The organism is Rhodococcus sp. 05-2255-1e (assembly GCF_002259025.1).
Taxonomy (GTDB): Bacteria; Actinomycetota; Actinomycetes; order Mycobacteriales; family Mycobacteriaceae; genus Rhodococcoides; species Rhodococcoides fascians.
On record NZ_NOZE01000009.1, the window covers coordinates 576,650 to 602,064 of the forward strand.

Sequence of the window (25,415 nt, forward strand, 5' to 3'; positions counted from 1 at the left end):
ACCATTGCATATATGCGTATGTACGCATATGGTGACTGCCTGAAGTCGTTGCAATCACGAGGGGGAGTCATGGGCGCGGGTCACGGACACAGCCACGGCGTGGGCGGTCACTCGCCCGCAGGTGCGGGGCCGCCCCGATCTCGGGTTCGCAAGATGGTCGTCGCTCTGGCGATTCTGGTGGTGTTCCTCGTCGTCGAGGCCACCGTTGCCGTGGCAATAGGTTCGCTCGGTCTGCTCGCCGATGCCGGCCACATGCTCACCGACGTACTCGGAATGTCGATGGGTTTGATCGCACTCGTCCTTGCGCGGAACGGAAGTGCTGCAGCGGCAAGGACTTTCGGCTGGCATCGGGCAGAGGTGTTGACCGCCATCGCGAATGCCGTTCTGCTGCTGGGGGTTGCGGCGTTCATCATGTACGAGGCGATATCTCGCATCGGCGATGCGCCCGAGATCCCCGGTCTTCCGCTGATTCTCACCGCTGCGGCCGGTCTTGCCGCCAACATCGTCGTCATGATGCTCATCCGCGGCGATGCGAAGGACTCCCTGGCCGTTCGCGGTGCCTACATGGAGGTACTGGCCGACGCCGTCGGCAGCGTCGGTGTGCTCGTGGGCGGTGTGCTGATGTTGGTGTTCGGCTGGACCTGGGTCGACATCGTCGTCGGTGTGCTCATCTCTCTGTGGGTGGTGCCGCGTGCGATCAAGCTCGCCGGGTCGGCACTGCGCATTCTCACCCAGGCGAGCCCCGCCGATGTCGACGTGGACGCGTTGACCGGGGACCTGAGCGCCCTTCCCGGAGTGACGGGAGTGCACGATCTGCACGTATGGACCCTGACCACCGGAATGGACGTGGCCACCGTGCACCTGGAATGCGAGGGGTCGTCGTCGATGGTGCTCGATCGCGCGCGCTCACTGCTGTCTACCTACGGACTCGACCACGCCACCGTGCAGGTCGAGCCGACCGCACACGGCCGAACCTGCAAGGAAGAGCTCACCTGGTGACGGTGCGTACCTCGGTTCCCGGGCGCCAGACGTCGATCTGCATGTGATCGTCCACCAGTGACGTCAGTACCACTTCGCCGATGCCGAGATCGAACACGTGATACGGCACGAGTTCGCCGGGAGCCGCGTCGAATATCGGTTGCAGCACAGCAGGATCGGTGATCTCTGCGGCGATTCCGCTGATCTTTGCGTCGCCGCCCTCCATCGAGTGGTGGCCGGGATTGCTGTGCAGTGCGAAGCGGCCGTCGCGCTGAAGATCTCTCGCTTTGGCGGCACCGAGCATCGAGCCGAGTCGCAGCACCCCGGTATCCACGAACTCCACCTCGGTTCCACTGACGCGCGGTGAGCCGTCTATTCGTAGCGTCGCAAGAACATGGTGCTTGTGCGCGGTGAATCGAGCACGCACCGCGGACGCGAGTATCGGGGCCGCTGCCGAGAATTCGTTCCACGTCGTCATGCGCACATTATGCGACCCGGCACCGACAGTGTTGGGAAAGAATGCACGGAATCTGCCCGAACAGACGGAATCCCGCCGATTGCGCTCGATATCGTGCGCTCTTTCCCGCTGGACCTGTCAGATCCAGAATCGCATCAGGTAGTTGCCGTTGCCGGCGAAGAACTCGGGGACCCCCGACAATCCGAACAGGGTATAGATCGCTCCGAAGAAGGCGGCATTGACGGCCGGCACGAAGAGCAGAGCAACGAGGACGAGGATTCCGTATCCCTTGAACTGGTTCAGCGACGCTCGGGTGGTGTGTGAGAGCGAGGGTTCGAGGGCTGCGTATCCGTCGAGTCCGGGTACCGGGATCAGGTTGAGGATCGTGGCCATGATCTGCAGGAACGCCAGAAAGCTGAGCCCGTACCAGAAGGCGGCGTTGGTGCCGTCGGTACCGAACAGTTTGATGACCGTCAGAAGAACAACGGCGAGAACGGCATTGGCGAACGGGCCGGCCAGTGCGATGCGCCGCTGGGTCGACGCCGAGAGGTGGCCGGTGCGCAGGTAGACGGCACCGCCCGGCAGGCCGATTCCGCCGATCGCGATGAACACCACCGGGAGAACGATGGACAAAAGCGGGTGGGTGTACTTCAGCGGGTTCAGGGTCAGGTAGCCGCGGAGCTCGACTTCGCGATCACCGGCTCGAAACGCGGTGTAGGCGTGGCCGAATTCGTGCAGGCAGACCGACGCGATCCACCCGGCGAGAACGAGTACGAACACTCCGATGCGCGCGGCGACGGACGTGACGTCGTCCGCCGTCCAGGCAAGGGCACCACCGATTCCGGCGACGGCGAGCACCGCGACGAAGATCGGGCTCGGCAGTACGGGACTGCGCCGCACCGGAACGGTCATCGGACCAGCAACCACTCCTGATGGTGGCGGTAGAAGGTCGACCGCTTCACCGCCTTGCCGCCGGCGATGCCGTCGCGCGTCAGTTCGGCGGCGGGGGAGCCGAGTTGCATGGCGCGGCCGCTGACCCAGCGGCGCGGCAGAAATCGGCGACGGCCGACGACGCGTGCGCGGAGACCGGGCATGTCCGCGGTGGGGGCCACCTCGACTCCGGGGACGACGCCGGAGAACAACCGGGTGTCGTCGACGTAGGCCTCGCCTTCGAGGTCGGTTCCGTCGGCACCGCCGAGCAGTGCCCTCCCGACGACGGCCTTGCCTGCATCGTCGCGGATGAGGGGTGTGCTCGAGGCCGTACCCGTCAGGGCGACCTTGGCGGCACGTGACCCGGTGCCCAGCTTGTAGATGTGCGCGGCGTCGGTTGCGTTCTCCGGCACGAACGCGACCTCGACGTGCAGCCGTTCGGTGCGCATCAGGCGCGTCAGCAGCGCGGCGAGGGATGCATCGTCGCCCAGGACGATGATGCGTGGCTCGGGGGCGGATTCGATGTCGGAGAAGATCGCGCTGCAGTCGTCGTCGGTCGGTACTGCGTCGGCGTTGCGCAGTGGGACGTCGGTCAGCGTGATCGGCAGCAGCGGGTTGCCGCACTGCAGAACGAACGGTGTCACGGCGCTCCTAGATCTTCCGATGAATCCTCGTCACGACCATAGTGCCCTCGTTCGGCGTCGACCGTAGCGGCATGCGGGCCAGCTCACCGCCTCGGCTAGACTGTTCCCCCGGCCACTGTCGCGCCTGCGACGAATGGTGACTGCTGCATTCGCTCGAGTACATCTGCAGCACGTCCTTGCACGAAAGCAACGTAGGAGAGCACATGCCGGCGATAGTCCTGATCGGCGCCCAGTGGGGCGACGAAGGCAAAGGCAAAGCCACCGACCTGTTCGGCGAACGACTTCAGTGGGTGGTTCGCTACCAAGGCGGCAACAACGCCGGCCACACCGTCGTTCTTCCCAACGGAGACAAGTTCGCACTGCACCTGATCCCGTCGGGAATTCTCACGCCGGGCGTCAAGAACGTCATCGGTAACGGTGTCGTCGTCGATCCGGGTGTGCTGCTCACCGAGCTCGACGGCCTCGAGAAGCGCGATGTCGATACGTCGAATCTGCTGCTCAGCGCCGATGCGCACCTGATCATGCCGTACCACGTGGCCATCGACAAGGTCACCGAGCGGTTCCTCGGAGCCAAGAAGATCGGCACCACCGGGCGCGGCATCGGCCCGTGCTACCAGGACAAGCTCGCCCGCGTGGGTGTGCGTGCGGCGGATGTGCTCGACGAGAAGATCCTGACCCAAAAGGTCGAGGCCGCACTGGAATTCAAGAACCAGGTGCTCTCGAAGATCTACAACCGCCGGGCGTTGGATCCACAGCAGGTCGTCGACGAGGTGCTCGAGCAGGCCGAAGGATTCAAGCACCGCATCACCGATACGCGCCTGCAGCTCAACCTCGCGCTCGAGCGCGGCGACACGATTCTGCTCGAGGGATCGCAGGGCACGTTGCTCGACGTCGACCACGGCACCTATCCGTACGTGACGTCGTCGAACCCGACGGCAGGCGGCGCGTCCGTCGGCTCGGGCATCGGCCCGAACAAGATCACCACGGTGCTCGGCATCCTCAAGGCGTACACGACGCGTGTGGGATCCGGTCCGTTCCCGACCGAGCTGTTCGACAACCACGGTGAGTACCTGGCCAAGCAGGGCGGCGAGGTGGGCGTCACCACCGGTCGCGCCCGACGTACGGGCTGGTTCGACGCAGTCATCGCTCGGTACGCCACCCGCGTCAACGGCATCACCGACTACTTCCTGACCAAGCTCGACGTGCTCTCCAGCCTGGACACCGTGCCCATCTGCGTCGCCTACGACGTCGACGGCGTCCGCCACGACGAAATGCCGATGACGCAGACCGGTTTCCACCACGCGAAGCCGATCTACGAAGAGATGCCCGGTTGGTGGGAAGACATCTCCGGTGCCCGGACATTCGAGGAACTGCCGATCAACGCGCAAAACTACGTCCTGCGTCTCGAGGAACTGTCGGGCGCGTACATGTCGTGCATCGGTGTGGGACCGGGCCGCGACGAAACCATCGTGCGGCGAGACATCCTGCGGTAGCCGAACCCGTTACCGAAAAGCCCCGAGGCATTCTGCCTCGGGGCTTTTTGCTGTCTCCGTGCGGACCGATAGACCCAGGATCGTCTGTGTCGATGAAACAAACTGCGCTCTCGTAGACCGGCTGGAAACAATCATTTGGACGGGTAATGGTCCGAAATCGGCCGTCGGCGGGTGTCCGATTCGACCGATTCCGGATGGGCCTCTGCTTTACAGATGATTGCGACATGTAAACGCAGAGTTCGAAACGAGCGGCCGAAAAGACTCCTGGACTTTTACTCTCACTTGGGTAACAGGCCAGGTAGACGTGGCGAAACAATGAGCATCGCACCAATTGCGGAGGCCTCTTTGGATGGCCGACGATCCGATCGGATCACCCCCTCGGCCAATGAGGCCACCGAAGAAAGTAGAACGAATGAACAAGGCAACCAAAGGCGCCATAGCTGCGGGGGCGGCAGCTGTACTGCTGCTCGGCGGTTTGGGATCGCTGGCTTTGTGGAGCGACAGTGAGCAACTCGACGGCGGCACCATCACCTCGGGGGATTTGTCGTTGACGCAGGACGGCGAGCCGGTGTGGAGTGAGATCTCCGGCGACGTCAACGCCGCACGTGTGATCGATCCAGCGACCTTCCTGATCGTCCCGGGCGACGTGGTCACCTACTCGGCCACTTTCGACATCGAAGCATCGGGAGACAACCTGCAGGCTGACCTGAGCGTGAATATCGCTGACCTCGCGCCCGGTGCCGGCAATGCCCAGCTGCTCAGCCGCATCGACACAGACATCGTCGCAACCTCGGGTGCCACGGTGCTGCCGACCGACGGCGAGACGGTACGGATATCGTCCGCCGACCAGGTCGTGGACCTGACGGTGACCTTCACGTTCGACGAAACTACACCGCTGCAGGAAGCACAGAACCAGTCCATCGACCTCGAGGCCTTCACGCTGAACCTGCAGCAGGTCCGCGAAGCCGTCACTCCCTGAGTCCTGGTTCCTTTGAAGCACGGTCGACACTGGTCGCTGGCAGCCGCGTCCGTCCTTGTGGTGAGCTTCGGCTCAGCACAGGTGACGGGCGCGCTGTGGCGCGACGAAGAAGTGCTCGACGGCGGCACCATCACCTCGGGCACCTTGGACATCAAGGTGGGCGAAGCGGGTGCAGAGGTAAACGATTTCACGATCACAGGGCTGGGGTCGTTGAATCTCGGGCCGAACGGATTCGCTCAGGCACCGCTGTCGATCCGCAACTCAGGCAGCACCCCGTTCCTCTTCCGACTTCAGAACACAACAGTGAGTGGAACGCTGCCTTTCACGCTGACCGCAAGCACCGTTGCCAACCCCGATGCGTGTCCCGCAACCGGTTCGCCAATCGGGGCGACTGTTCTGTACAACAACATCGCAGCAGGTGCTCAGGTGCCGGTCACGCCATCAGCCCGTCCGCTCGCCCCAGGTGCCAGCGAGGTGTGGTGTTTTCGACTCACCACCTCCGATCAACCACCCCAGAGCGCTACTTCCACAGTGATGTTCTCTTTCCGGGCGGATCAGGCATGACCACCGACGACACCGATGTCATCCCGGTCGCCCCTCCGCGCAAGGATGAGGACGAGCACACCGGAGTGTGGTGGTGGGTGAGCCGGATTGGCTCATACACACTGCTTGCGGTGATGGTTCTGATTCTTCTGGTCACCATCGTTGTCCCACGAGTCACCGGATCGACTCCGTACACCGTCCTGACTCAGTCTATGGAACCGACGTATCCCCCCGGCAGTCTGATCGTCGTGCGGCCAGTCGAGCCGAGCGAGCTCGCCATCGGAACGCCGATCACCTACCAATTGCGTTCCGGCGAACCCGAAGTGGTGACTCACCGCATCGTTGCTACCCGGCAGAGCGGGCGCGGAGAGCAGACATTCATCACCCGCGGTGACAACAACGGCGCTGACGACGAGAACCCGGTGCAGGTGGGTCAGATTCGCGGCGAGGTCTGGTATTCGGTTCCATACATGGGCTATGTCAACAACTGGCTCAACGGCGAACAGCGCAAGATCACGGTCGCCGTCATCGTCATCGGCCTGTTCGGCTACGCGCTGGTGATGTTCGTCGGTGCAGGTATGGATCGCTACCGAAGCCGGAAGGCGCAGGCGCGGTGAAGCACAACACGTTCGTCGCCTGCACTGCAGCCTTCGCAGGCATCGCGGTCGTGTTGCTCCTCGGTGCCGGATCGACTCCCGCGCAGACGGTCAAGTACAGCGCCGACGGTGAGCGGTGGGATACCGATTTCGTAAGCCCGTTGTTCGGCAGGGACATTCGGTGGGTTCCGCAGGACTCTCGTAGTTCGCAATTTCACGTATTCAACGACAGCGACACGGACGGGCGGTTGTGGGTGTCCCTTGCCAGCGACAATCCGGCATTCGCTCGCGCGCTCGACGTCTCGATCGGTGACACCGTGACCGGGTCATGCGCTCTGACCATCGTCGCTGCCGGGGAGAAGAAACGTATCGACGTGGTCGTAGCGATGTCCGAAGCAGCAGGCAACGACACCCGAACCTCCACCGCACGAATTGATCTGGTTCTGCAGTGGGACCACAGCATGAGCGACGTGTGCCCGGAGCTGTCGGGTGCACGGATGGATATGGAAGGGGCGCAGTCCTGATGGCGCGTCACGGTAGCGGTTTCGATGCTTCGAGCGTCCCCCGTCGGATCGGCTTCGCACTGATCAGCGCGCGGGCTCGGGCAATCATGTCGATCGGCATCGTCCTCGGTCTCGGTGCCGTGGGAACCCTTGCCTCATGGTCGGATACGGCAACAGCGACGTCGGGCGTGTTCACAACGGGGCGGATCGATATCAAGTTGGGTGCTGACCCCGGTGTCGACAACAACCCTGCAGCGTTCAGCACGGCGCTGACGAACACGGCAATCGTGCCCGGAAATGTCGTGACCGCGCCGCTATTGGTCAGAAACTCGGGAACCGTTGCGTTCACCTACACGCTGTCCGTCGTGGCAAGCAACACCGGAATCGGCAACCTGCTGAACTCATCAGTGTTCGAAACTGCCTGTGGCCCAACCGCTCTGTCCAGTGTGACCGGTCTCGGTACCTCAAAGCCGTTCACAGGATTCCCACGAACAATCGCAGTCGGCGCTACCGATCAGCTATGTATCAGCGTCACGATGCCTTCAGGGACCGTAGTCCCAGCGCTAGGCGCAACAGGCACGGTCACTTACACCCTCATAGCGACGTCGAGCTGACCATGTCGGAAACGAATCGCCACCAGGCGCAGTTCGGTGAACATTCTGCGAAACGGAACATGGTTCGCGAAGTAGCGCTCACGGTCGGCGCGCTCGCAGGTCTGTTCTGCGTGACGGTCGCCGCTCTGGCACTGCTGTTCGGGGTGACGCCCCTGGTGTTCCGTTCGGGATCCATGGCTCCGGCAATCGACACCGGCGCACTGGCAATCAGTAAGGAGACACCAGCGACGGCGGTGAGCGTCGGCGACATCGTCAACGTGACCAACGCGGCGGGAAGCCGTATCACGCACCGAGTCGTGGAGATAGGTGCCGTAGGCACCGACAGTGCCCAGCTTTACCTGCAGGGCGATGCAAACGCAGAGCGAGATGCGGAGGCGTACATCGTCTCCGAGGTCGGCCGAGTGGTGGCCAGCGTGCCGAAGCTCGGCTACGCGGTGAGCTGGTTGAGTGGACCGGTGGCGGTGTTCGTCGGGGGTGTCCTCGTCGGCGTGTTGCTGATGGTCGCCTGGTCGCCGAGGGGAATTGTGAAGAAGCGCGAAGCGGCAGACTTGCATGACCCGAATAGTTCTGGCGGACGGCACATCAAAGCACCGCTCACGGTGTTGCTCGCGATTGCAGCAGTAGGGACCGTCGGGCTGTCAGCTGCGCACACTCCGACGACACTTGCCCAATTGGGTGATACGTCCACCGCCGCGAGCGGGGAGTTTCGAACGGTCCTGCAGAGACCGGCAAGCTTCAGCTGCACGAACACAGTTGCTGGTCTGACCGGTGCCAGGTTGAGTTGGCCCAACGTCAATACGGCCTATAGCTACCGTCTGGACTTCACGCCCGCTGTCGACGGCGTGACAAATCCGGTCATCCTCAACCCTTCGACGGCTACAACCAGGACCTATCAACCTGCGGCCACATTACTCATGGTCGGAAATCGAACCTTCACGCTCAGGGCATTTCTTGGCGATTTCGTTTCGCCGTCGGCCGGTACGTGGACAATCAACTTCACCACCGCGCTGCTGACCTCGTGTGTGTCCAGTACGCCGGCACCCACCAGTTCCACCTCCGGTGTTTCCGCTCGCAGTGCCCCGCAGGCCATAGCTCCCGAGTCCACCGCACCTGCCCCGACAGAGTCCTCGCTTGTTCCGGCCCCCACTGCCGAACCCACCACCTCGAGTCCCACGACCACCTCGCCCGGCGTGCTCGAGCCGAGTACTACTACGCCGAGCATCTCCACCCCGAGCACCACGACACCATCGACCACCACCGACACACCTGCTGCTGCCCCGGCGTCGTTACCGACAGAGACCACGACCACCCCGCCGTCTCCCGCGGTTGTGTCCGGCCCCGTGGTCTCACCGTCGGGTGCGTCGACTGCTCAGGTTGTCGACATCGACGGCTCTCCGACGCTGCAGATCGTCGACACCGCAGGCAATGTTCAGTACAGCGCTCCCGCTACCTCCAGCGAGGCGTACGGCTATGGCGTCAACTGGTCAGCCGGGGATCAGTTGTGGTTGCTCGGACCGGATCAGTTGGTTCGGCTGGACGCGTCGGGTGGAAGCTGGTCTCGAACGGTGGTCGACCCCGCAGCGACGGATGACGTCCCCGCCGAGATTCTCGCCCTTCTGCAATAGCGGAGACGCCACATATATCTCGGAATCGAAGTGCGCGTCTACGAATCGGGTGGATAATCGAGGCCAAGTAAAGCGACGGAGGGCCGGTCGATGACTGAAAATTACAATGGCTTGGAAGTTTTCAGCTACCAATTCGATCGGTTTGCTTACGAACACTCGTGGATCGGGGCGCAGACTGGCGAATTCATGCTCGGTCCGCAAGGGGGCGGCATGTTGGAGTTCACCCACGCGATGGTGTTCGCCCTCCCCGAGGGTGGTGCGCACGAAGTACACGGACCCATTCTGGAGTGGTACCTCTCGCACGGCGGACCCTATGGCGCACTTGGCTATCCGATCAGCAACGAGCGCCCGACGCCCACCGGTTCCGGACGCTACAACCTGTTCCAGCGCGGAGCGATCGGCTGGCTTCCGGATACGGGCGCATTCACCATCGGCGGTAGAGAAGAGGATTCCGATGTCAGTCCGGGTCCCGACGCCGCGACGGTCTCCGTTGTCGACGCCTCGATGTCTTCGGTCGGCATATCTGGCTGACAAAGCCAACTTCAATCCTGTTTTGGATCTATATATTCGGTCGAGAAGTATCTTTAGCGATTACCGATGAATTCAGAACAGCGTCGGCTCGTCGAATCCGGCGACGCCTTCGATGCCGAGAATTCGTTGTTTCGTATTCGCCCCGCCGGGAGCGGAGAAGCCGCCTACCTCTCGGCCCGCGCCGAGCACGCGATGACACGGAACAATGATCGGTACCGGATTTCGGCCCAGTGCCCCGCCCACCGCCTGGGCCGCGCCCGGCAGCCCGAGACGGCGCGCGATGTCTCCGTACGTCAGCGTCGCGCCCCTGGGGATCGCGCTGCACACGGTGTAGACCGAGGCGTCGAACGCCGAAACCTCGAGCACCAACGGGATCGGGCTCATGTCCACCGCGCGCCCGGCGAGGAGCGCCACGATTCGATCGATTGCGTCCGCGGCGAGAGCGTCGACCGGACCTCGGGTTGCGGCGAAGCCGGCCAGGTAGTCGAGCATCGCCTCGTCCGACGGCTCGGGTAGTGCCACGGCAATCACGCCGTCGGCGCTCCAGGCAAGACCGCATCGCCCGATGGCCGTGTCGAAGAGGGTGCTGCTCGGCATGGGTCGAGTATCCACCGGACGTCGACAGGCAGTCCAGTCGAACGCCCAATGGACTTGAAAGTTCGATGCCAGTGGGTGAATATGGGCTGTATGGCCTCCAGAGTGCTCAATGCAACGTCGCTGGCACGAGATCTCGGAAGCTGGCGCGGCGACGCGTCGGCCGATGGATCCGGCAGGCGCAAGGCCTCCCGTCCCACGTACAGGGCTCTCGCGGACGGAGTTCGACTGCTCATTCACGACGGCCGCATCCCGTTGGGTGTCGGGTTGCCGAGCGAACGCGATCTGTCGGCTGCTCTCGACCTGAGTCGCACCACGATCACCTCGTCGTATTCGGTGCTGCGCGACGAGGGCTATCTCATCAGCAAGCAGGGATCGCGCAGCACCGTGGCGTTGCCTGCTGCGCCGACCCCAAACGGCATGTTGATTCAGTCGACGTCGCCGTCGGGTCCGGTGGTGGACATGAGTCATGCGGCCATGTCGGCGGCCGACGGAACGATGACAGCAGCGTACGAATCTGCGCTGCAAGCACTTCCGACGTATCTGCCCACTCACGGTATGGAGCCCATCGGACTCGCTGTGTTGCGGGAGGCCATCGCGCAGCGTTTCGTCGAACGTGGGTTGCCCACCACCGCCGATCAGATCATGGTCACTTCGGGTGCGCAGCAAGCGGTTCGGTTGCTACTGGGCACGCTGACCTCGCCCGGCGACCGCGTCCTGATCGATCACCCGACGTACCCCAACGCACTCGAGGCCATCAGGCGCGTCGGTGCCCGGCCCGTACCGGTGCCGGTGCGTCCGGTCGAGGGCGATTGGGATCTGGACGGAATCCGCAGCGCGGCAAGGCAAACCGCCGCCAAGGTCGCGTACTTGATTCCGGACTTCCACAATCCCACCGGTCAGGTGCTCGACGCGGAGGGGCGCGCCGAGCTCGCGCGCATCACCCGAGACACCCGAATGACGCTCATTGTCGACGAAACCATGGTGGACCTGTGGCTCGACGCGCCACCGCCGCCACCGGTCGCATCGTTCGGGCGGGTGTCGGGATCGGACATCGTCACGATCGGTTCGGCGTCCAAGTCGTTCTGGGGCGGTCTGCGCATCGGATGGATCAGAGCGCATCCATCGCTCGTGTCGCAGCTCGCCGGCTCGCGAGCAGCACACGACCTCGGTACCTCGATCGTCGATCAACTGGCGTCGTCGTTCCTGCTGCAGGATGCCGAACCTGCTCTGGAGGTCCGTCGATCCCAGCTGCGCGAGCGTCGAGATGTGCTCGAAGATGCTCTGGCCGAACATGTTCCGGAGTGGAAGTACCGGCGCTCGGAGGGCGGGATGTCGCTGTGGCTTCAGCTACCCGCTCCGGTGTCGAGTGCGCTCGCCGCTACTGCGCCTGCGTTCGGGGCAGTGTTGGCCGCGGGCCCACGGTTCGGGGTCGAGGGTGCGTTCGAGCGCTACCTTCGGCTGCCGTACACCCGTGAGCCGCAGGAGCTTCGGGCTGCGGTTGCGGCCACTGCCGCGGCGTATCGAGCCTTGGCACCGAGCGTCGAATCCGAACAGCCGGCCCTGGTGTTCTGACCGCGAGCTCGAAGTTATGGACGAGAATCAGCCGAAAAGCGTCCATAACTTCGAGTTCGGCGCAACGGTCAGGCCCAGACGGATGCGATGTCGGTCGCCGTGGACGGCGGTGGCGTCGGGACTCCGTTTTCGGTGCGGGAGAACCGCGGTGCCGGACGGTGCTGCGTCACGCCGCCGATGTCGATGAGCGAGTCTCGGTCCTTCATATGTGGGTGGTTCGGGGCCTCGGCGAAGGTGAGGACGGGGGAGACGCAGGCGTCGGTGCCGTCGAAGATCGCCGCCCATTCGTCGCGGGTCTTGGTCAGGAATGTCGCGGTGAACTTCTCGCGCAGCTCCGGCCAGCGCGGCTTGTCCATCTGTGACGGTAGGTCTGCATCGGCGAGGCCGAGACCGGTCACGAGCTGAGCGTAGAACTGTGGTTCGAGGGACCCGACCGCCATGTACTTGCCGTCCGACGTCTCGTACGTGTCGTAGAACGGTGCGCCGGTATCGAGCAGGTTGACGCCGCGGTCGTCGCTCCATGCTCCGACGCCTCGCCAGGCCCAGATCATGTGCGACAGTGCTGCGGTGCCGTCGACCATGGCTGCGTCGACGACCTGTCCCTGTCCCGAATTCTGTCGTTCGTAGAGCGCCGCCATGATGCCGAAGACGAGGAACATCGATCCGCCGCCGAAATCGCCGACCATGTTCATCGGTGGCACCGGTCGTTCGCCGTCGCGGCCGATGGCGTTGAGGACGCCCGTGACGGAGATGTAGTTGATGTCGTGGCCGGCGGTCTGTGCCCAGGGGCCTTCCTGCCCCCAGCCGGTCATGCGACCGTAGACCAGGCGCGGGTTGCGGGGCAGGGCGTCGTCGGGCCCGAGGCCGAGTCGCTCGGTGACACCGGGGCGGAACCCCTCGATCAGTACGTCGGCGCGCTCGATGAGGCCGAGAACCTTCTCGATGTCGGCGGGGTCCTTGAGGTTCGCTTCGACAATGGTGCGGCTGCGCAGCTGGTGGTCGTGTGGAGAGACCTGCCCGGCGCGCTGGACGCGGACGACGTCTGCGCCGAGGTCGGCCAGCAGCAGTGCGGCGTGCGGGCCGGGTCCGATCCCTGCGAGTTCGACGACGCGGAGCCCTGCGAGCGGTCCACCAGTGTTAGCCACGTTTGTTGCCTCGTTCCGACTCGTCAGCTGCGATAGTGAATGGAGACTAACGTGTACTAGGGCGTCCTAGTGATGTGGGTGTGGATAATGGGGCTGTGACCGCCCCAGATCCCGTCCGCATCGGTACTCCACTGACCCCCGGTGCCACCCGGGTCATGCTCCTCGGGGCAGGTGAGCTGGGCAAAGAGGTCATCATTGCGTTCCAGCGCCTCGGTGTCGAGGTGATTGCCGTCGACCGTTACGACAACGCCCCGGGCCATCAGGTGGCGCATCACGCGTACACGATCGACATGAGCAATCCCGAAGAGCTGCTGGCGCTGATCGACGCTCAGCAGCCGGACTTCGTCGTCCCGGAGATCGAAGCCATTGCCACCGATGCGCTCGCCGAAGTAGAGGCCAAAGGGCGCTCGGTGGTCATTCCCACAGCGCGGGCAACACAATTGACGATGAATCGCGAAGGAATCAGGCGGCTCGCGGCCGAGGAACTCGGTCTGCCCACCTCGCCGTACGCGTTTGCCGATTCGTTGGACGAGGTCCGACAAGCGTTGTCCCGCATAGGCTTCCCCGCCGTCATCAAGCCGGTGATGTCCTCGTCCGGTAAGGGGCAGTCGGTGGTACGGACCGAAGCCGACGTCGAGACGGCGTGGGACTACGCGTTGAAGGGCGGTCGAGTCGATCTGGGCCGCGTCATCGTCGAGGGATTCGTCGATTTCGATTACGAGATAACACTTCTCACCGTGCGCGCGACAAACGGGACTTCGTTCTGCGAGCCGATCGGTCATCTGCAGGAGTCGGGCGACTACATCGAATCCTGGCAGCCGCAACCGATGTCCGACGCGGCACTCGCGTCGGCACGCGAAGTGGCCGAGAGAATCACGACGGCACTCGGTGGTCGGGGACTGTTCGGCGTGGAGCTGTTCGTGCAGGGCGACAACGTGTACTTCTCCGAGGTCAGCCCCCGGCCGCACGACACCGGCCTGGTAACGCTTCGTACGCAACGGTTCTCGGAGTTCGAGCTGCACGCCCGCGCCGTTCTCGGGCTACCCATCGACACGACACTGCTCTCGCCGGGAGCGTCGGCGGTCATCTACGGCGGTGTCGATGCGGACGGAATCTTGTTCGAAGGCGTCGCCGATGCCCTCGCGGTTCCCGAAACCGATCTCCGGCTGTTCGGCAAGCCCGCCAGCTTCGTCCGGCGGCGAATGGGTGTTGCGGTGTCGACGGCGTCGGACATCGAGACCGCTCGCGCTCGGGCTCGCGAGGCAGCAGGGAAGGTACGACCGACCGTTTAGATCGCGCCGTCTAGATTGAGGCCACCACGGCGGCGGTAGCAAGGGCGTTGTTCATCGTGTGCAGTGCGATGCCCGGAATCAACGATCGGTGCAGTCGAACCAGCAGGGCCGCAGCAGAGCCTATGCAGACCATGATCAGCGCGATGGCGGGCAGTACGTGGACGGCCCCGAAGCACACCGCAGATCCGAGAACTGCGATCTGCCATCGTATTCGGGTGTCGAACCACCCGAAGATCACCCGGCGGAAGAGGATTTCCTCGAGTACCGGTGCGATCAGGACGGTGCAGGCGATGGTGAGAGCGCCGGCGACCACACCCACGTCGAGTGCATCGAGAGTCGACGCGCTTCCGCCGGCATCGGAGGCGGGAGCTATGTCGACAGCGCCGGCGAGTGCAATGCCGACGCCCATGGCGGCGATCCACGCGACGGGTACTTCCCACAGCAGGTGCCACAGCGATCGTGGACCCGACGTGAGCTGCAGATCCTTCCACGTCCAGCCGCGGCGACTCAGCGACTGCCACAAGGCAACTGCGAACACCGCCGTCGCCAGCGGAATGGCGTAGCCGAGTACCCAATTCAGGTCGAACACACCGACGAGAAGCACGACCGCGGCCACCACAGCGATGGCCCCGATGAGCAGGCTGCCGATGGACAGCAGGGCGTCGCCGCCGGAAACGGGACGTTCGAAAGTCGCGGTTCGGGGCACAGGCGTCAACTTACCGGCGATCGGCGTGCACACTTGACCACCATGAGCGCTCTCGGAGAAATACTGGTCGGCCTGGTGATTCTGGTCGGACTCGTCGGCATCGTCGTGCCCGTCCTGCCGGGCACCATCTTGATCTTCGCGGCTGTTGCGGTGTGGGCGTGGGTTACCGGCGGCACGGCCGCGTGGACGGTGTTCGGCATCGCGACGGTGCTGCTGGTTCTGAGCGGCGTCGTGAAGTACACCTGGCCGGGCCGCCGGATGCGCGAGGCCGGCGTGCCGATGCGGTCGCTGATCGTCGGCGGCCTGCTCGGCATCGTCGGCTTCTTCGTCATTCCCGTGGTGGGCCTGTTCATCGGTTTCATCGCAGGCGTCTACGTGGCCGAACTACCCAGGCACCGCAACCATTCCGAGGCCTGGCGATCGACCGTGCATGCGACCAAGGCGGCCGGGCTGTCGATCCTGGTGGAGCTGTTCGGCGCGTTGCTCGCCTCGGCCGTGTGGCTCGGGGGAGCAGTATTGATCTAGGGGACCCGATACCAGGCCCGGGCATTACCGTCGAGCACAGCGGGGAGGTCGCCGCCGACGGCCCCGGAGATGATGTCGATGTCGGTCTCGGAGAACGGCCGTGGGGCTCGCGTACCGGGCAGGTCGGTGCCGAACAGCAGTGCCTCCGGGTTCACGCGGTGGATCTGCTGCAGGGTATCGACGATGTCGAGGTCCACGCGGCCGAATCCCGTTGCCTTGACGCGTACTCCGCGGTCGACGAGGTTCAACAGATAGGGAAGTCCCTGCGTCGACAGTCCCAGATGGTCGATGCTCACCGCCGGTAGTTTCGCGAGGATCGGCTCGAGCGAGAGCAGCAACGACGCGTCGACGTACAGCTCGGCGTGCCAGCCCACCAGTTCGTGCACGCGTCGGGCCTGCGTGGTGAGCATCTCGACGTCGGTTTCACCGCGTTTGAGGTTGAATCGCATCGCCCGCACGCCTGCCTCGTCGAGGGCGACGATCTCCTCGTCCGTGCACTCCGGATCGAGCTGAGCCACCCCCACCCAGCCGCGTCCGAGCGTCTCCAGTGCGGCCAACAGATAGCTCTGATCGGTGCCTTGGAACGATGCGGTGACCACGGCACCGCCGGTGATCCCGAGCCCGTCGACGTCGTAGAGATAGTTCGAGACGGTGTACGGATCCGGCGTGTATCCCTGGTTCTCGATCAGCGGAAATCTGGGGTCGATGATGTGTAGGTGGGCGTCGAACACGGGTCCCAGCATGCCAGCTCGCCGATTCGCCGTCGCGGCGACCTGGCCCGGTGTTTGAATGCGAAATATGAAACCGGAGACCACCGTCGTTCTCGACGGATACACGTATTTCGAATGTCCACGCTGGCACGACGGGAGGATCTGGGTATCGGACTTCTACAGTCATCGCGTCGTATCCGCCCTCGAGGACGGTTCCGACGTGCGAGTCGAGGCCGAGGTGCCCAATCAGCCGTCGGGCCTGGGCTGGTTACCCGACGGGCGGTTGCTGATCATCTCGATGCGCGATTACAAACTGCTACTACGCGAGCACGATGGTTCGCTGACCGTCCATGCCGATCTGTCGACGTACGTGAAGGCGAACCTCAACGACATGCTCGTCGACGCGCAGGGACGCGCGTACATCGGCAATTTCGGATTCGACCTGATGAACTTCGCTCCCGTCGAGACGGCCGACCTGATTCGCGTCGATCCGGACGGGTCCGCGCACGTCGTGGCCTCGGATCTGTACTTCCCTAACGGAATGGCGTTCACCGATTCCGGTGAACTGCTCGTCGACGAGACGGTCGGGAACCGGGTCAGTGCGTTCGACATCGCCGAGGACGGATCACTGGGGGAGCGGCGCGACTGGGCGACGTTCGGTGAGCTGCCGTCGTCGACGGATATGGCAACGGCCATGAGTGAGGTGAAGGTGGCAGCCGACGGCTGCTGCATCGACACCGACGGAACGATGTGGATCGCCGACGCACTCGGTCAGCGCGTGTTGCACGTCGCGCCGGGCGGAGAGGTTCTCGAGCAGCTCGACTTCGATCTCGGCGTGTTCGCGTGTGGACTCGGCGGATCCGACGGCCGCACGCTGTTCGTTTGCGCTGCACCCGATTTCAACGAGCATCAACGCAAGATCGAAACCGAGGGAAAGCTGCTGGCGGTTCGGGTGTAGAGCGCTTCGCGCATGTGAGTGGAAACTCGTAGCCTGCTACGCGTTTCCACTCACATGCGGCGCCAGCCGCTCTACGCCTTGTCGGGCTCGGAGGCCTTCAGCATGTCCTCACGCTCGACGACCTTGACGCGCTCGCGGCCTTCTTCTTCGCCGAGGGAGCGTTCGTGGGCGTCGAGGCGGTACCAGCCGTCCCAGGTGGTGAACGGAACCTGCTTGCCTTCGAGGAACGAGGTGACGGCATCGAGGTCCGGCTCGGCCGCACCGGCGAAGCTCGGCGCATCCTCGAGCAGGTTCGCGACTGTTTCGTTGGCGTCGCCCTTGGTGTGACCGATGAGGCCGACGGGTCCGCGCTTGATCCAGCCGGTGACGTACGTGGCGGGAACGGGCGTGGTGGAGTGCGGCGATTCGACGACGCGTCCGGCCTCGTTGGGGATGGTGCCTGCCTGCTCGTCGAACGGGAGCTGGCTGATGTTCTGGCTGAGGTAGCCCACGGCGCGGTAGACGGCCTGGACGTCCCAGTCGTTGTACTTTCCGGTGCCGCGGACGTTGCCGGTGCCGTCGAGTTCGGTGCGTTCGGTACGTAGACCGACGACCTTGCCGTCCTCGCCGAGTACCTCGTGCGGGGACTCGAAGAAGTGCAGGAACAGCTTGTGCGGGCGAGCGCCGACGTCGCGGATGGCCCAGTCCTGCAGGGTGTTGGCGACCATGTCGATCTGCTTGGAGCTGCGGCGAGCCTGCTCGGAGCCCTCGTCGTAGTCGATGTCCTCGGGGGCGACGATGACCTCGATGTTCGGCGAATGGTCGAGCTCGCGCAGTTCGAGCGGGGTGAACTTGGCCTGAGCCGGTCCGCGGCGGCCGAAGACGTGCACCTCGAGGGCCTTGTTGGCCTTGAGGCCCTCGTAGACGTTGGCGGGGATTTCGGTGGGCAGCAGTTCGTCGCCGGTCTTGGCCAGCACGCGTGCGACGTCGAGGGCCACGTTGCCGACGCCGAGGACGGCGACCTTCTCGGCTTCGAGGGGCCAGGTGCGGGGGACGTCGGGGTGGCCGTCGTACCAGGAGACGAAGTCGGCGGCGCCGTAGCTGCCGTCGAGGTCGATGCCGGGGATGTTCAGTGCGCGGTCGGCGTTGGCTCCGGTGGAGAAGATGACGGCGTCGTAGAAGCGACGTAGGTCGTCGAGGTTGATGTCGGTGCCGTAGTCGATGTTGCCGAGCAGGCGAACCTGGGGCTTGTCGAGCACCTTGTGCAGGGCGGTGATGATGCCCTTGATGCGTGGGTGGTCAGGGGCAACGCCGTAGCGAATGAGCCCGAACGGGGCCGGCATCCGCTCGAAGAGGTCGATGCTCACGCCCGGTCCGCTGACATTGTGGTCGGACTTCATGAGCGCGTCGGCGGCGTAGATGCCTGCCGGTCCGGCACCGACGATGGCGACGCGGAGTGGACGAGTCTGATCAGTCATGTGCAGCGAGCTACCTTCTTCGAGGGAAGTGCGGACACCCCAGCATAAATTAAGGACAACCTGAGCTGGGGCAGTGGGCAACTTGCCGTATTCCCCGGGTTCCGGTAGGAATTGACCCGTGCAGACGACATACCTGGTCCGACGGTTCACCGTCGACTTCTGTCGCACCTGCACCAACATGTGTTGTCGGTGACCTGACCCGACGCCCAATCCCTGTTCCCCGATGTCGTCGGGACGGGATCCCTCCCTCGACGGCCGTGCCGCGATCAGTAGGCGCACCGCTGTCTCTCGGATTCGAGGACACATGACCACCCTGGAACAGACCGCCACCCTCACGCTCGACAAGCTCGGCCCGTCGTTCGGTGCCGAAGTCATCGGCCTCGATGTCGCGTCGGCCTCCGATGCGCAGATCCACGCCGTCCGCCGAGCTCTCGTCGAGCACAAGGTACTCGTGCTCCGAGGTCAGTCGATCGACGACGCAGGCCACATCGAGTTCGGCCGCCGACTCGGTGACCTCACCGCCGGACACCCCGTGCACGACAGTGGTCACGTCGCCCCCGAGGTCTACGCCCTCGACAGTCAGGACAACGGATTCGCCGACGTCTGGCACACCGACGTGACGTTCATGGAGCGCCCACCGATGGGGTCGATCCTGCGGCCCGTCGTACTACCGCCGCACGGCGGCGACACCAACTGGGCCGACAGTCAACTCGCCTACGAGTCCCTGTCCGCGCCGGTTCGCCGAATGATCGACGGGCTCACCGCAATTCACGACGGCAACCGCGAGTTCGGCTACTACCTCGCGCAGAAGCGCGGCGGTAAGGGCAACGTGTGGGACGGCAAGGAAGTGACCGCGCTGGTCCCCGTCGAACATCCCGTCGTGCGGGTGCATCCGGAAACCGGCCGCAAGGGGTTGTTCGTCAATCCGGGTTTCACCTCCCACATCGTGGGCGTCTCGGAGGCGGAGAGCCGCGGAATCCTGGATCTGCTGTACGCGCACCTCACCAAGCCCGAGCACATCGTGCGCCACCGTTGGCGTCTGGGTGATCTGGTGCTGTGGGACAACCGCAGCACCTCGCACTACGCCAACCGCGATTACGGTACCGAGCACCGCAAGATGCACCGCATCACGTTGCGCGGCGACATTCCCGTCGGACCCCGGTAGTTCCGGGCACGTCGGATCGAGGAAGATTGCCTACATGGCGTCGTGGAGTGAACGTAGGCAGCAGTGGGTCGACAGTCGTGAGGAAGCGCGCAACAACGCGTCCCAGGCGGCTGCCGACTCCGGTGAGCAGCGTCCGCCCACCGCGTGGCCGTTCATCATCGCTGCGGGCATCGTCGTCGTGCTGCTCGTCGGCATCTTCGCGGCGTCCAAGTTCGCCCCCGCGGAGGACAACGTGACACAGGCGCAGTTGCTCACCGACGCCGTCGACGGTTTCCTCGAAGCACAGAACACCGGTGACGCGGATCTGCTGCGTGCGAACACGTGCGCCGATCAGGTCGAGCGCCTGATTCCCGGCGACGACGCCCAGTACCGCACCGACCGCGCAGGCGACGTGGAACGCAACGGCGAGACGTCGATCGACGGAGTGCCCACGGGGTACGAGGTCAACGGCGACCGCGGCGTCGTCACGGTACCGCTGAAGGAAGAGAAATCCGGAGCGCGATCCGACGACGAATGGAAGTTCGTCCGGGTGAACGACACCTGGTTGGTGTGCAATGTGTGATTCGGGCACGTGTGATGTCGTAACAGCAAGTGACGGAAGGCTGATCCAGTGACCTACGCAGGTGACATAACCCCGCAGGCGGCGTGGGAGTTGTTGCAGAGCAACCCCGATGCCGTTCTCGTCGACGTCCGTACCCATGCCGAGTGGCAGTACGTCGGCGTACCCGACACCTCCGGCATCGATCGCCCGACCCACCTGATCGAGTGGGTGAGCTACCCCGACGGCGCTCGCAACACCGACTTCGTCGACGAGCTGAAAGCCGCAGGCGTGGACGGCGATCGGCCGGTGGTGTTCCTGTGCCGCTCCGGTCAGCGATCCATCGGTGCGGCCGAGGCGGCCACGGCTGCGGGAATCGGCCCGTCCTACAACGTGCTCGACGGTTTCGAAGGTGCCACCGATGCCGACGGCCACCGCGGTGCCGTGGGGTGGCGTGCGGTCGGGTTGCCCTGGAGGCAGTCGTGACGAACATTCCCAGAGGCGGGGGTTTTCAGAAGCCGCTACCCGACGGCGTGGGTCAGGGAACGCTGGGAGTTCGCGGCGGTCTGATGCGATCGGGCTTCGACGAGAACGCCGAAGCGCTGTATCTCACTTCGGGTTTCGTCTACGAGAGTGCCGGTGCCGCCGAGCGGGCGTTCACCGGTGACATCGATCATTTTGTCTATTCGCGCTATGGCAACCCGACGGTCAAGATGTTCGAGGAGCGGCTGCGGCTGATCGAGGGTGCCGAGGCGTGCTTCGGCACATCGAGTGGAATGTCGGCAGTGTTCACCGCGCTCGGCGCACTGTTGAAGGCCGGCGATCGATTGGTCGCTGCGCGTAGCCTTTTCGGTTCCTGCTTCGTGGTGTGCAACGAGATTCTGCCGCGCTGGGGCGTCGAGACCGTCTTCGTCGACGGCGAGGACCTCGAGCAGTGGGAGCAGGCGCTGTCGGTGCCGACGACCGCGGTGTTCTTCGAGACTCCGTCCAATCCGATGCAGTCGCTCGTCGATGTCAGGCGGGTGTCCGAGATGGCGCACGCCGCCGGCGCAACGGTTGTGTTGGACAACGTGTTCGCGACGCCTCTGCTGCAGCGCAGTCTCGAACTCGGTGCCGATGTGGTGGTGTATTCCGGCACCAAGCACATCGACGGTCAGGGCCGGGTACTCGGCGGTGCGATCCTGGGATCGAAGGAGTACATCGACGGTCCGGTGCAGACGCTGATGCGGCACACCGGCCCGGCGCTGAGTCCGTTCAACGCCTGGACACTGCTCAAGGGCTTGGAGACGATGCCGGTGCGCGTGCGGCATTCGGTGAACTCCGCGCTGCAGATAGCCGAGTTCCTCGAAGGGCATTCGGCGGTGCGGTGGGTCAAATACCCGTTCCTGCCATCACATCCGCAGTACGAGCTGGCGACGTCGCAGATGTCGGGCGGCGGCACGGTCGTCACGTTCGAGCTCGATGCCCCCGAGGGCGCAGGCAAGCAGCGTGCTTTCGAGCTGCTCGACGGCCTGAAGATCGTGGACATCTCGAACAACCTCGGCGATTCCAAGACGCTCATCACCCACCCGGCCACCACCACGCACCGCGCGATGGGGCCGGAAGGTCGTGCCGCAGTGGGCATCACCGATGGCGTCGTGCGGATCTCCATCGGTCTCGAAGACACCGAGGACCTGATCGGGGATCTGGACCAGGCGTTGAACTAGCTGGGTCAGTTCTCGAAGACGCTGAGTACCGTTCTGAACTTTGCCGTGGTTTCGTCCAGCTCGGCGTCGGGGTCCGAGTCGGCGACGATGCCGCCGCCGGCTGTGGCGGTACCGGACAGGCCGTCCGCGGTGAGTTCGATGCACCGGATGGCGACCATCCATTCACCGTCCCCGCTGCCGTCGGTCCATCCGAGCGCCCCGGCATAGAAGCCGCGGGATCCCTCGATCTCGGTGATCGCTCGCATGGCGGCGGCGCGCGGAACACCGGCGACGGCAGCGGTGGGATGCAGCGCCAATGCGAGGTCGAGGGCCGACGTCGACGGGTCGGCCAACGTGCCGACGATCGGCGTGGACAGGTGCCACAGCTGCGGAGTGCTGCTCAGCTGAGGTGTCGCGGGTACGTCCAGCGTCTCGCAGAACGGCGCCAGTGCTGCCTTGATCTCGTCGACGACGAAGCGATGCTCGGCCTGGTCTTTCGCGCTGGCCGCCAGTGCCGCCGAGATACGCGCGTCCTCGTCGGGATCGGTGGAGCGCGCGGCCGTCCCGGCGAAGGGATGGCAGCTGACGACGTTCCCGCGTTTGCGCACCAGCAGTTCGGGGCTTGCGCCGACGAGATGTCTGCCGGGCTCGTCTGTGGGCGAGAGGTCTGCGAGAAATCCGTTTCCCATCGGATCGCGAGTCACCAACGCGCTCAACACCGCTGACGGATCGATGGGCGACTCGGCGGCCAATTCGATCGCTCGTGCGAGCACGATCTTCTCGGCGACACCGGCTTTCACACGCCGCACGACCTCGCGTACCCGTTCGACGTGCACGTCCGGCTCGGGGATCTGGCGTTCGACGGTGATGGACGGAAGTGGCGGCTGAGCATCCGGTACCGCCCACGCACCGGCGCGTCGGTAGAACTCCGCCGGCTCGATCAGCGCGGTCGCGTCGGACATGTCGAAAGGCAATACCCCGACGACGTTTCGGCCTTGCTGTACCGCCGCGACTGCGTCGGCGACGTCCGGAAACTGTTGCTGCACTCCCAAGCCGACGACGTGATGATCCTGCCGAGACAGAACGAATCGGAGCTTCATCAGAACGGGTTCTGTGTGCGGCCCACCAGGTCTGCGACGGAATCGAGCACTTTCGTCGGACGGTACGGGTACTGCTCGACGGACTGCACGGTCGAAATGCCGGTCAACACCAGAATGGTCTGCAATCCGGCTTCGAGGCCGGACAGCACGTCGGTGTCCATCCTGTCGCCGATCATCAGAGTGTTCTCGGAGTGCCCGCCGATGGCGCGTAGAGCCGAACGCATCATCAACGCGTTGGGCTTGCCCACGTAGTACGGCTCCTTGCCCGTCGCCTTGGTGATGAGTGCGGCGACCGAACCGGTCGCGGGCAGCGAACCCTCGCGCGACGGACCGGTCGCGTCGGGGTTGGTGGCGATGAAGCGTGAACCCTTCTCGACGAGACGAATGGCGGTGGTGATGGCCTCGAACGAGTACGTTCGGGTCTCCCCGAGCACCACGTAGTCGGGGCTGGAGTCGGTGAGGGTGTAACCGATGTCGTGCAGCGCGGTGGTCAGACCGGACTCGCCGACGACATACGCACTGCCGCCGGGCCGCTGATTGCCGAGGAAGGTGGCGGTGGCGAGAGCCGAGGTCCAGATCGACTTCTCCGGAATGTCCAAGCCGGTGAATGCGAGACGTGCGCGCAGGTCACGTGGGGTGCGGATCGAATTGTTCGTCAACACGATGAACGGGATCTCGTTGGCCTGCAGCTCGGCAAGGAACGTGTCGGCACCGGGGATCAGGTGATCCTCGTGGACCAGAACTCCGTCCATGTCCATCAGGTACGTCCACGGCAGGGGCTTCTCGATATCGGTCACCCCTCCATTGTGGACCATCCGGCGAGCTGGGGACCATCTTCTCGACGTGGCCTAACTCGCCCGCCGCTCGTGGTCGCGTCGCGAGTTGGCCCGATGCACCAGCCGTTCGCGGGCCGTCATGCCGCCCCACACTCCGAACGGTTCGTTGGCTGCCAACGCGAACCGCTTGCAGGCGTCGAGCACTCCGCAGCCTGCGCACACCTGCTTGGCGCGATCCTCGCGTTGGCGACGCGCCGTTCGCCCCTCACCAGAGGGGGAGAAGAAGATCTCCGAGTCCTGACCCCGGCACAGTGCGTCGAGCTGCCAGTCCCAGGATTCGGCGGTGGACGAGGAAATCCTGCGTTCGATCATGGCGATTGCGGTGTTCTTCGACGGGGCAGATTCGTTCGGCATCGTGGCGACCCATTCCTTTCGTCGACGCTGCGCGAGACTGCTCCCGCACAAGGCCATTCGCCAGGAACTCTCGCCGCGTCGCGGGCGCGAGGCAAGGGTTGGAATCAGGGTGATTCGAGGTCGCGGTTCAGGACACGTCGGGGCTGTACCGATAGAGGGCGTTCACTCGGTCGTCCAGCATGAACAGCGGAAGGATCACAGCCTGGATCGCGGCGACCACAGCAGGGAGATAGTCGCCTGCGACGACACACACGAGACTGCCGAGACCGAACAGAATCAGTGTCGTACGGGGAAGAAGCCACGTCGGCTTTCGGTCAGTTCGCCTGAGCGCGTACAGAATTGCGGCTGCGATCGCCACGAGGATGGCGCTGTGAGTGGCCAGACGTATCGAATCGGACGTGTCGACTGCCTCGAATGTGCCGATCACGACCAGCGAACCGAGAAAGACGACACTCGCTGCGTTCAGCTGCCGATAGCGCGGCGTTTTTCGAAAGCCATCGCCACCGATCCTGGCTTTCCACACGTGCATGGGTCGAATTCTCGCACGAGGGTGGTGGAGTTCGCCGACCCTCTACAGATCCAACCCGGGGGCGGTTGCGCCGGTGGCAAGGGTTGAAATCATCGTGATTGTAACCGAATGCGCACGTGCACTTGACGCTTCGATAGATTGTTCTGTACGTTCCTGTCACCATCCAGAGCGACCGAGAGACCTTGGCTCGATGACGTCGCAGCAACCCCGCCTTACGGCGTGTGGGTGCTACCGCCAGGACCGATGGAGGCACGACCGATGAACATCTGCATCTGTACGCACGCTTGACCGATCGGCGTACTCACAGCACAAAATCTTCGAAAGGCAACCCAGCGATGATCGCTGCCCATCCG

29 protein-coding genes and 1 riboswitch are annotated in these 25,415 nt (G+C 64.3%); of the genes, 17 read left to right on the top strand and 12 right to left on the bottom strand.

The annotated features are described in order from the left end of the window. Nucleotides 1-69: 69 nt before the first annotated feature. The gene (locus CH262_RS06090; protein ID WP_094717228.1) at nt 70-999 is read left to right on the top strand and encodes a cation diffusion facilitator family transporter; all 930 of its coding nucleotides are present in this window, start codon (nt 70-72) and stop codon (nt 997-999) included. On the opposite strand, the gene CH262_RS06095 is transcribed toward CH262_RS06090, so the two are convergent. From CH262_RS06095 to CH262_RS06105, 3 genes are all read right to left on the bottom strand, one after another. After that, a complete protein-coding gene (locus tag CH262_RS06095; protein ID WP_179274920.1) occupies nt 989-1,456 on the bottom strand; it encodes a pyridoxamine 5'-phosphate oxidase family protein in 468 nt (155 codons plus the stop codon). The genes CH262_RS06090 and CH262_RS06095 overlap by 11 nt on opposite strands. A 117-nt stretch (nt 1,457-1,573) precedes the next feature. Further along, nucleotides 1,574-2,347, bottom strand: coding sequence for a site-2 protease family protein (locus CH262_RS06100; protein WP_094717377.1), 774 nt, complete (start codon nt 2,345-2,347; stop codon nt 1,574-1,576). Next, nucleotides 2,344-3,009 carry a hypothetical protein gene (locus CH262_RS06105; protein ID WP_027494296.1) on the bottom strand — a complete coding sequence of 222 codons (666 nt, stop codon included), beginning with the start codon at nt 3,007-3,009 and terminating at the stop codon, nt 2,344-2,346. Before CH262_RS06105 ends, CH262_RS06100 begins: the two co-directional genes overlap by 4 nt. A 203-nt stretch (nt 3,010-3,212) precedes the next feature. On the opposite strand from CH262_RS06105, the gene CH262_RS06110 reads away from it, so the two are divergent. The 8 genes from CH262_RS06110 (at nt 3,213) to CH262_RS06145 (ending at nt 9,893) form a co-directional block, all read left to right on the top strand. Beyond that, nucleotides 3,213-4,502 (top strand): adenylosuccinate synthase, encoded by a 1,290-nt coding sequence (locus CH262_RS06110; RefSeq protein ID WP_027494295.1) that lies wholly within the window; start codon nt 3,213-3,215, stop codon nt 4,500-4,502. A 412-nt stretch (nt 4,503-4,914) separates the two neighbouring features. After that, nucleotides 4,915-5,481, top strand: a complete 567-nt coding sequence (locus CH262_RS06115; protein WP_032386098.1) for an alternate-type signal peptide domain-containing protein — start codon at nt 4,915-4,917, stop codon at nt 5,479-5,481. A gap of 111 nt (nt 5,482-5,592) precedes the next feature. Beyond that, nucleotides 5,593-6,045, top strand: a complete 453-nt coding sequence (locus CH262_RS06120) for a hypothetical protein (protein ID WP_230591113.1) — start codon at nt 5,593-5,595, stop codon at nt 6,043-6,045. Next, a complete protein-coding gene (locus CH262_RS06125; RefSeq protein WP_032386100.1) occupies nt 6,042-6,641 on the top strand; it encodes a signal peptidase I in 600 nt (199 codons plus the stop codon). Before CH262_RS06120 ends, CH262_RS06125 begins: the two co-directional genes overlap by 4 nt. Beyond that, nucleotides 6,638-7,144 carry a hypothetical protein gene (locus CH262_RS06130; RefSeq protein ID WP_032386101.1) on the top strand — a complete coding sequence of 169 codons (507 nt, stop codon included), beginning with the start codon at nt 6,638-6,640 and terminating at the stop codon, nt 7,142-7,144. The genes CH262_RS06125 and CH262_RS06130 overlap by 4 nt, the downstream gene beginning before the upstream one ends. 86 nt (nt 7,145-7,230) lie before the next feature. Further along, nucleotides 7,231-7,737, top strand: coding sequence for a SipW-dependent-type signal peptide-containing protein (locus tag CH262_RS06135; RefSeq protein ID WP_228139290.1), 507 nt, complete (start codon nt 7,231-7,233; stop codon nt 7,735-7,737). Nucleotides 7,738-7,796: 59 nt separating this feature from the next. Further along, complete coding sequence (locus CH262_RS06140) at nt 7,797-9,362, top strand: hypothetical protein (protein ID WP_032386643.1); 1,566 nt, start codon at nt 7,797-7,799, stop codon at nt 9,360-9,362. A 186-nt stretch (nt 9,363-9,548) separates the two neighbouring features. Further along, nucleotides 9,549-9,893 (top strand): LGFP repeat-containing protein, encoded by a 345-nt coding sequence (locus tag CH262_RS06145; protein WP_230593450.1) that lies wholly within the window; start codon nt 9,549-9,551, stop codon nt 9,891-9,893. A 72-nt stretch (nt 9,894-9,965) separates the two neighbouring features. Here the strand turns inward: CH262_RS06145 and CH262_RS06150 are convergent, their stop codons facing one another. Then, nucleotides 9,966-10,490: a methylated-DNA--[protein]-cysteine S-methyltransferase gene (locus CH262_RS06150; RefSeq protein ID WP_032386102.1), complete on the bottom strand. Its 525-nt coding sequence runs from the start codon at nt 10,488-10,490 to the stop codon at nt 9,966-9,968. Between the two features lie 90 nt (nt 10,491-10,580). Between CH262_RS06150 and yczR the strand changes: the two genes are divergently transcribed. Continuing rightward, on the top strand, nt 10,581-12,062 hold the full coding sequence (gene yczR / locus CH262_RS06155; RefSeq protein WP_032373687.1) for a MocR-like transcription factor YczR: 1,482 nt from the start codon (nt 10,581-10,583) through the stop codon (nt 12,060-12,062). Nucleotides 12,063-12,130: 68 nt separating this feature from the next. Here the strand turns inward: yczR and CH262_RS06160 are convergent, their stop codons facing one another. Then, on the bottom strand, nt 12,131-13,207 hold the full coding sequence (locus CH262_RS06160; protein ID WP_032386103.1) for a CaiB/BaiF CoA transferase family protein: 1,077 nt from the start codon (nt 13,205-13,207) through the stop codon (nt 12,131-12,133). A gap of 95 nt (nt 13,208-13,302) precedes the next feature. On the opposite strand from CH262_RS06160, the gene purT reads away from it, so the two are divergent. Next, nucleotides 13,303-14,499: a formate-dependent phosphoribosylglycinamide formyltransferase gene (gene purT / locus CH262_RS06165; RefSeq protein ID WP_032386104.1), complete on the top strand. Its 1,197-nt coding sequence runs from the start codon at nt 13,303-13,305 to the stop codon at nt 14,497-14,499. A gap of 10 nt (nt 14,500-14,509) precedes the next feature. Here the strand turns inward: purT and CH262_RS06170 are convergent, their stop codons facing one another. Then, entirely contained in the window at nt 14,510-15,205 is a 696-nt protein-coding gene (locus CH262_RS06170; protein ID WP_143547075.1) for a CPBP family intramembrane glutamic endopeptidase, read from the bottom strand. Between the two features lie 42 nt (nt 15,206-15,247). Between CH262_RS06170 and CH262_RS06175 the strand changes: the two genes are divergently transcribed. Beyond that, on the top strand, nt 15,248-15,730 hold the full coding sequence (locus CH262_RS06175; RefSeq protein ID WP_032371480.1) for a DUF456 domain-containing protein: 483 nt from the start codon (nt 15,248-15,250) through the stop codon (nt 15,728-15,730). Here CH262_RS06175 and CH262_RS06180 read toward each other — a convergent pair. Next, nucleotides 15,727-16,473, bottom strand: coding sequence for an amidohydrolase family protein (locus CH262_RS06180; RefSeq protein WP_032364983.1), 747 nt, complete (start codon nt 16,471-16,473; stop codon nt 15,727-15,729). The genes CH262_RS06175 and CH262_RS06180 overlap by 4 nt on opposite strands. Nucleotides 16,474-16,528: 55 nt before the next feature. Between CH262_RS06180 and CH262_RS06185 the strand changes: the two genes are divergently transcribed. Beyond that, complete coding sequence (locus CH262_RS06185) at nt 16,529-17,398, top strand: SMP-30/gluconolactonase/LRE family protein (protein ID WP_230591115.1); 870 nt, start codon at nt 16,529-16,531, stop codon at nt 17,396-17,398. 71 nt (nt 17,399-17,469) lie between these two features. Here the strand turns inward: CH262_RS06185 and CH262_RS06190 are convergent, their stop codons facing one another. Continuing rightward, nucleotides 17,470-18,855 (bottom strand): FAD-dependent oxidoreductase, encoded by a 1,386-nt coding sequence (locus CH262_RS06190; protein WP_032364954.1) that lies wholly within the window; start codon nt 18,853-18,855, stop codon nt 17,470-17,472. A gap of 304 nt (nt 18,856-19,159) precedes the next feature. On the opposite strand from CH262_RS06190, the gene CH262_RS06195 reads away from it, so the two are divergent. Genes CH262_RS06195 through CH262_RS06210 form a run of 4 tightly spaced genes read left to right on the top strand, consistent with a single transcriptional unit; the run spans nt 19,160 to nt 22,264 of the window. Then, entirely contained in the window at nt 19,160-20,020 is an 861-nt protein-coding gene (locus tag CH262_RS06195; protein ID WP_032386106.1) for a TauD/TfdA dioxygenase family protein, read from the top strand. 34 nt (nt 20,021-20,054) lie between these two features. Further along, entirely contained in the window at nt 20,055-20,582 is a 528-nt protein-coding gene (locus CH262_RS06200) for an Rv0361 family membrane protein (RefSeq protein ID WP_032364956.1), read from the top strand. A 48-nt stretch (nt 20,583-20,630) separates the two neighbouring features. Next, nucleotides 20,631-21,044, top strand: coding sequence for a rhodanese-like domain-containing protein (locus CH262_RS06205; protein ID WP_032364957.1), 414 nt, complete (start codon nt 20,631-20,633; stop codon nt 21,042-21,044). Then, on the top strand, nt 21,041-22,264 hold the full coding sequence (locus CH262_RS06210; protein ID WP_032386645.1) for an O-succinylhomoserine sulfhydrylase: 1,224 nt from the start codon (nt 21,041-21,043) through the stop codon (nt 22,262-22,264). The genes CH262_RS06205 and CH262_RS06210 overlap by 4 nt, the downstream gene beginning before the upstream one ends. A gap of 5 nt (nt 22,265-22,269) precedes the next feature. Here the strand turns inward: CH262_RS06210 and CH262_RS06215 are convergent, their stop codons facing one another. From CH262_RS06215 to CH262_RS06230, 4 genes are all read right to left on the bottom strand, one after another. Next, nucleotides 22,270-23,343 (bottom strand): isochorismate synthase, encoded by a 1,074-nt coding sequence (locus tag CH262_RS06215; protein WP_032386107.1) that lies wholly within the window; start codon nt 23,341-23,343, stop codon nt 22,270-22,272. Then, the gene (locus CH262_RS06220; RefSeq protein ID WP_068053998.1) at nt 23,343-24,101 is read right to left on the bottom strand and encodes an HAD-IIA family hydrolase; all 759 of its coding nucleotides are present in this window, start codon (nt 24,099-24,101) and stop codon (nt 23,343-23,345) included. The genes CH262_RS06215 and CH262_RS06220 overlap by 1 nt, the downstream gene beginning before the upstream one ends. Before the next feature lie 90 nt (nt 24,102-24,191). Next, a complete protein-coding gene (locus tag CH262_RS06225) occupies nt 24,192-24,533 on the bottom strand; it encodes a WhiB family transcriptional regulator (RefSeq protein ID WP_371828174.1) in 342 nt (113 codons plus the stop codon). A 127-nt stretch (nt 24,534-24,660) separates the two neighbouring features. Continuing rightward, nucleotides 24,661-25,062: a hypothetical protein gene (locus CH262_RS06230; protein ID WP_032386108.1), complete on the bottom strand. Its 402-nt coding sequence runs from the start codon at nt 25,060-25,062 to the stop codon at nt 24,661-24,663. Between the two features lie 156 nt (nt 25,063-25,218). Then, nucleotides 25,219-25,312: riboswitch (SAM riboswitch) on the top strand. Nucleotides 25,313-25,415: the final 103 nt, after the last annotated feature.

Bases quoted from the DNA above. Each gene is read 5' to 3' on its own strand.
- CH262_RS06175 (WP_032371480.1), top strand. From the start codon at position 15,248: ATGAGCGCTCTCGGAGAAATACTGGTCGGCCTGGTGATTCTGGTCGGA.
- CH262_RS06215 (WP_032386107.1), bottom strand. From the start codon at position 23,343: ATGAAGCTCCGATTCGTTCTGTCTCGGCAGGATCATCACGTCGTCGGC.
- CH262_RS06090 (WP_094717228.1), top strand. From the start codon at position 70: ATGGGCGCGGGTCACGGACACAGCCACGGCGTGGGCGGTCACTCGCCC.
- CH262_RS06110 (WP_027494295.1), top strand. From the start codon at position 3,213: ATGCCGGCGATAGTCCTGATCGGCGCCCAGTGGGGCGACGAAGGCAAA.
- CH262_RS06095 (WP_179274920.1), bottom strand. From the start codon at position 1,456: ATGACGACGTGGAACGAATTCTCGGCAGCGGCCCCGATACTCGCGTCC.
- CH262_RS06115 (WP_032386098.1), top strand. From the start codon at position 4,915: ATGAACAAGGCAACCAAAGGCGCCATAGCTGCGGGGGCGGCAGCTGTA.
- CH262_RS06140 (WP_032386643.1), top strand. From the start codon at position 7,797: ATGGTTCGCGAAGTAGCGCTCACGGTCGGCGCGCTCGCAGGTCTGTTC.
- CH262_RS06185 (WP_230591115.1), top strand. From the start codon at position 16,529: ATGAAACCGGAGACCACCGTCGTTCTCGACGGATACACGTATTTCGAA.
- CH262_RS06225 (WP_371828174.1), bottom strand. From the start codon at position 24,533: ATGCCGAACGAATCTGCCCCGTCGAAGAACACCGCAATCGCCATGATC.
- CH262_RS06150 (WP_032386102.1), bottom strand. From the start codon at position 10,490: ATGCCGAGCAGCACCCTCTTCGACACGGCCATCGGGCGATGCGGTCTT.
- CH262_RS06200 (WP_032364956.1), top strand. From the start codon at position 20,055: ATGGCGTCGTGGAGTGAACGTAGGCAGCAGTGGGTCGACAGTCGTGAG.
- CH262_RS06145 (WP_230593450.1), top strand. From the start codon at position 9,549: ATGCTCGGTCCGCAAGGGGGCGGCATGTTGGAGTTCACCCACGCGATG.
- CH262_RS06190 (WP_032364954.1), bottom strand. From the start codon at position 18,855: ATGACTGATCAGACTCGTCCACTCCGCGTCGCCATCGTCGGTGCCGGA.
- CH262_RS06195 (WP_032386106.1), top strand. From the start codon at position 19,160: ATGACCACCCTGGAACAGACCGCCACCCTCACGCTCGACAAGCTCGGC.
- CH262_RS06180 (WP_032364983.1), bottom strand. From the start codon at position 16,473: ATGCTGGGACCCGTGTTCGACGCCCACCTACACATCATCGACCCCAGA.
- CH262_RS06125 (WP_032386100.1), top strand. From the start codon at position 6,042: ATGACCACCGACGACACCGATGTCATCCCGGTCGCCCCTCCGCGCAAG.
- CH262_RS06220 (WP_068053998.1), bottom strand. From the start codon at position 24,101: ATGGACATGGACGGAGTTCTGGTCCACGAGGATCACCTGATCCCCGGT.
- CH262_RS06230 (WP_032386108.1), bottom strand. From the start codon at position 25,062: ATGCACGTGTGGAAAGCCAGGATCGGTGGCGATGGCTTTCGAAAAACG.
- CH262_RS06135 (WP_228139290.1), top strand. From the start codon at position 7,231: ATGTCGATCGGCATCGTCCTCGGTCTCGGTGCCGTGGGAACCCTTGCC.
- CH262_RS06100 (WP_094717377.1), bottom strand. From the start codon at position 2,347: ATGACCGTTCCGGTGCGGCGCAGTCCCGTACTGCCGAGCCCGATCTTC.
- yczR (WP_032373687.1), top strand. From the start codon at position 10,581: ATGGCCTCCAGAGTGCTCAATGCAACGTCGCTGGCACGAGATCTCGGA.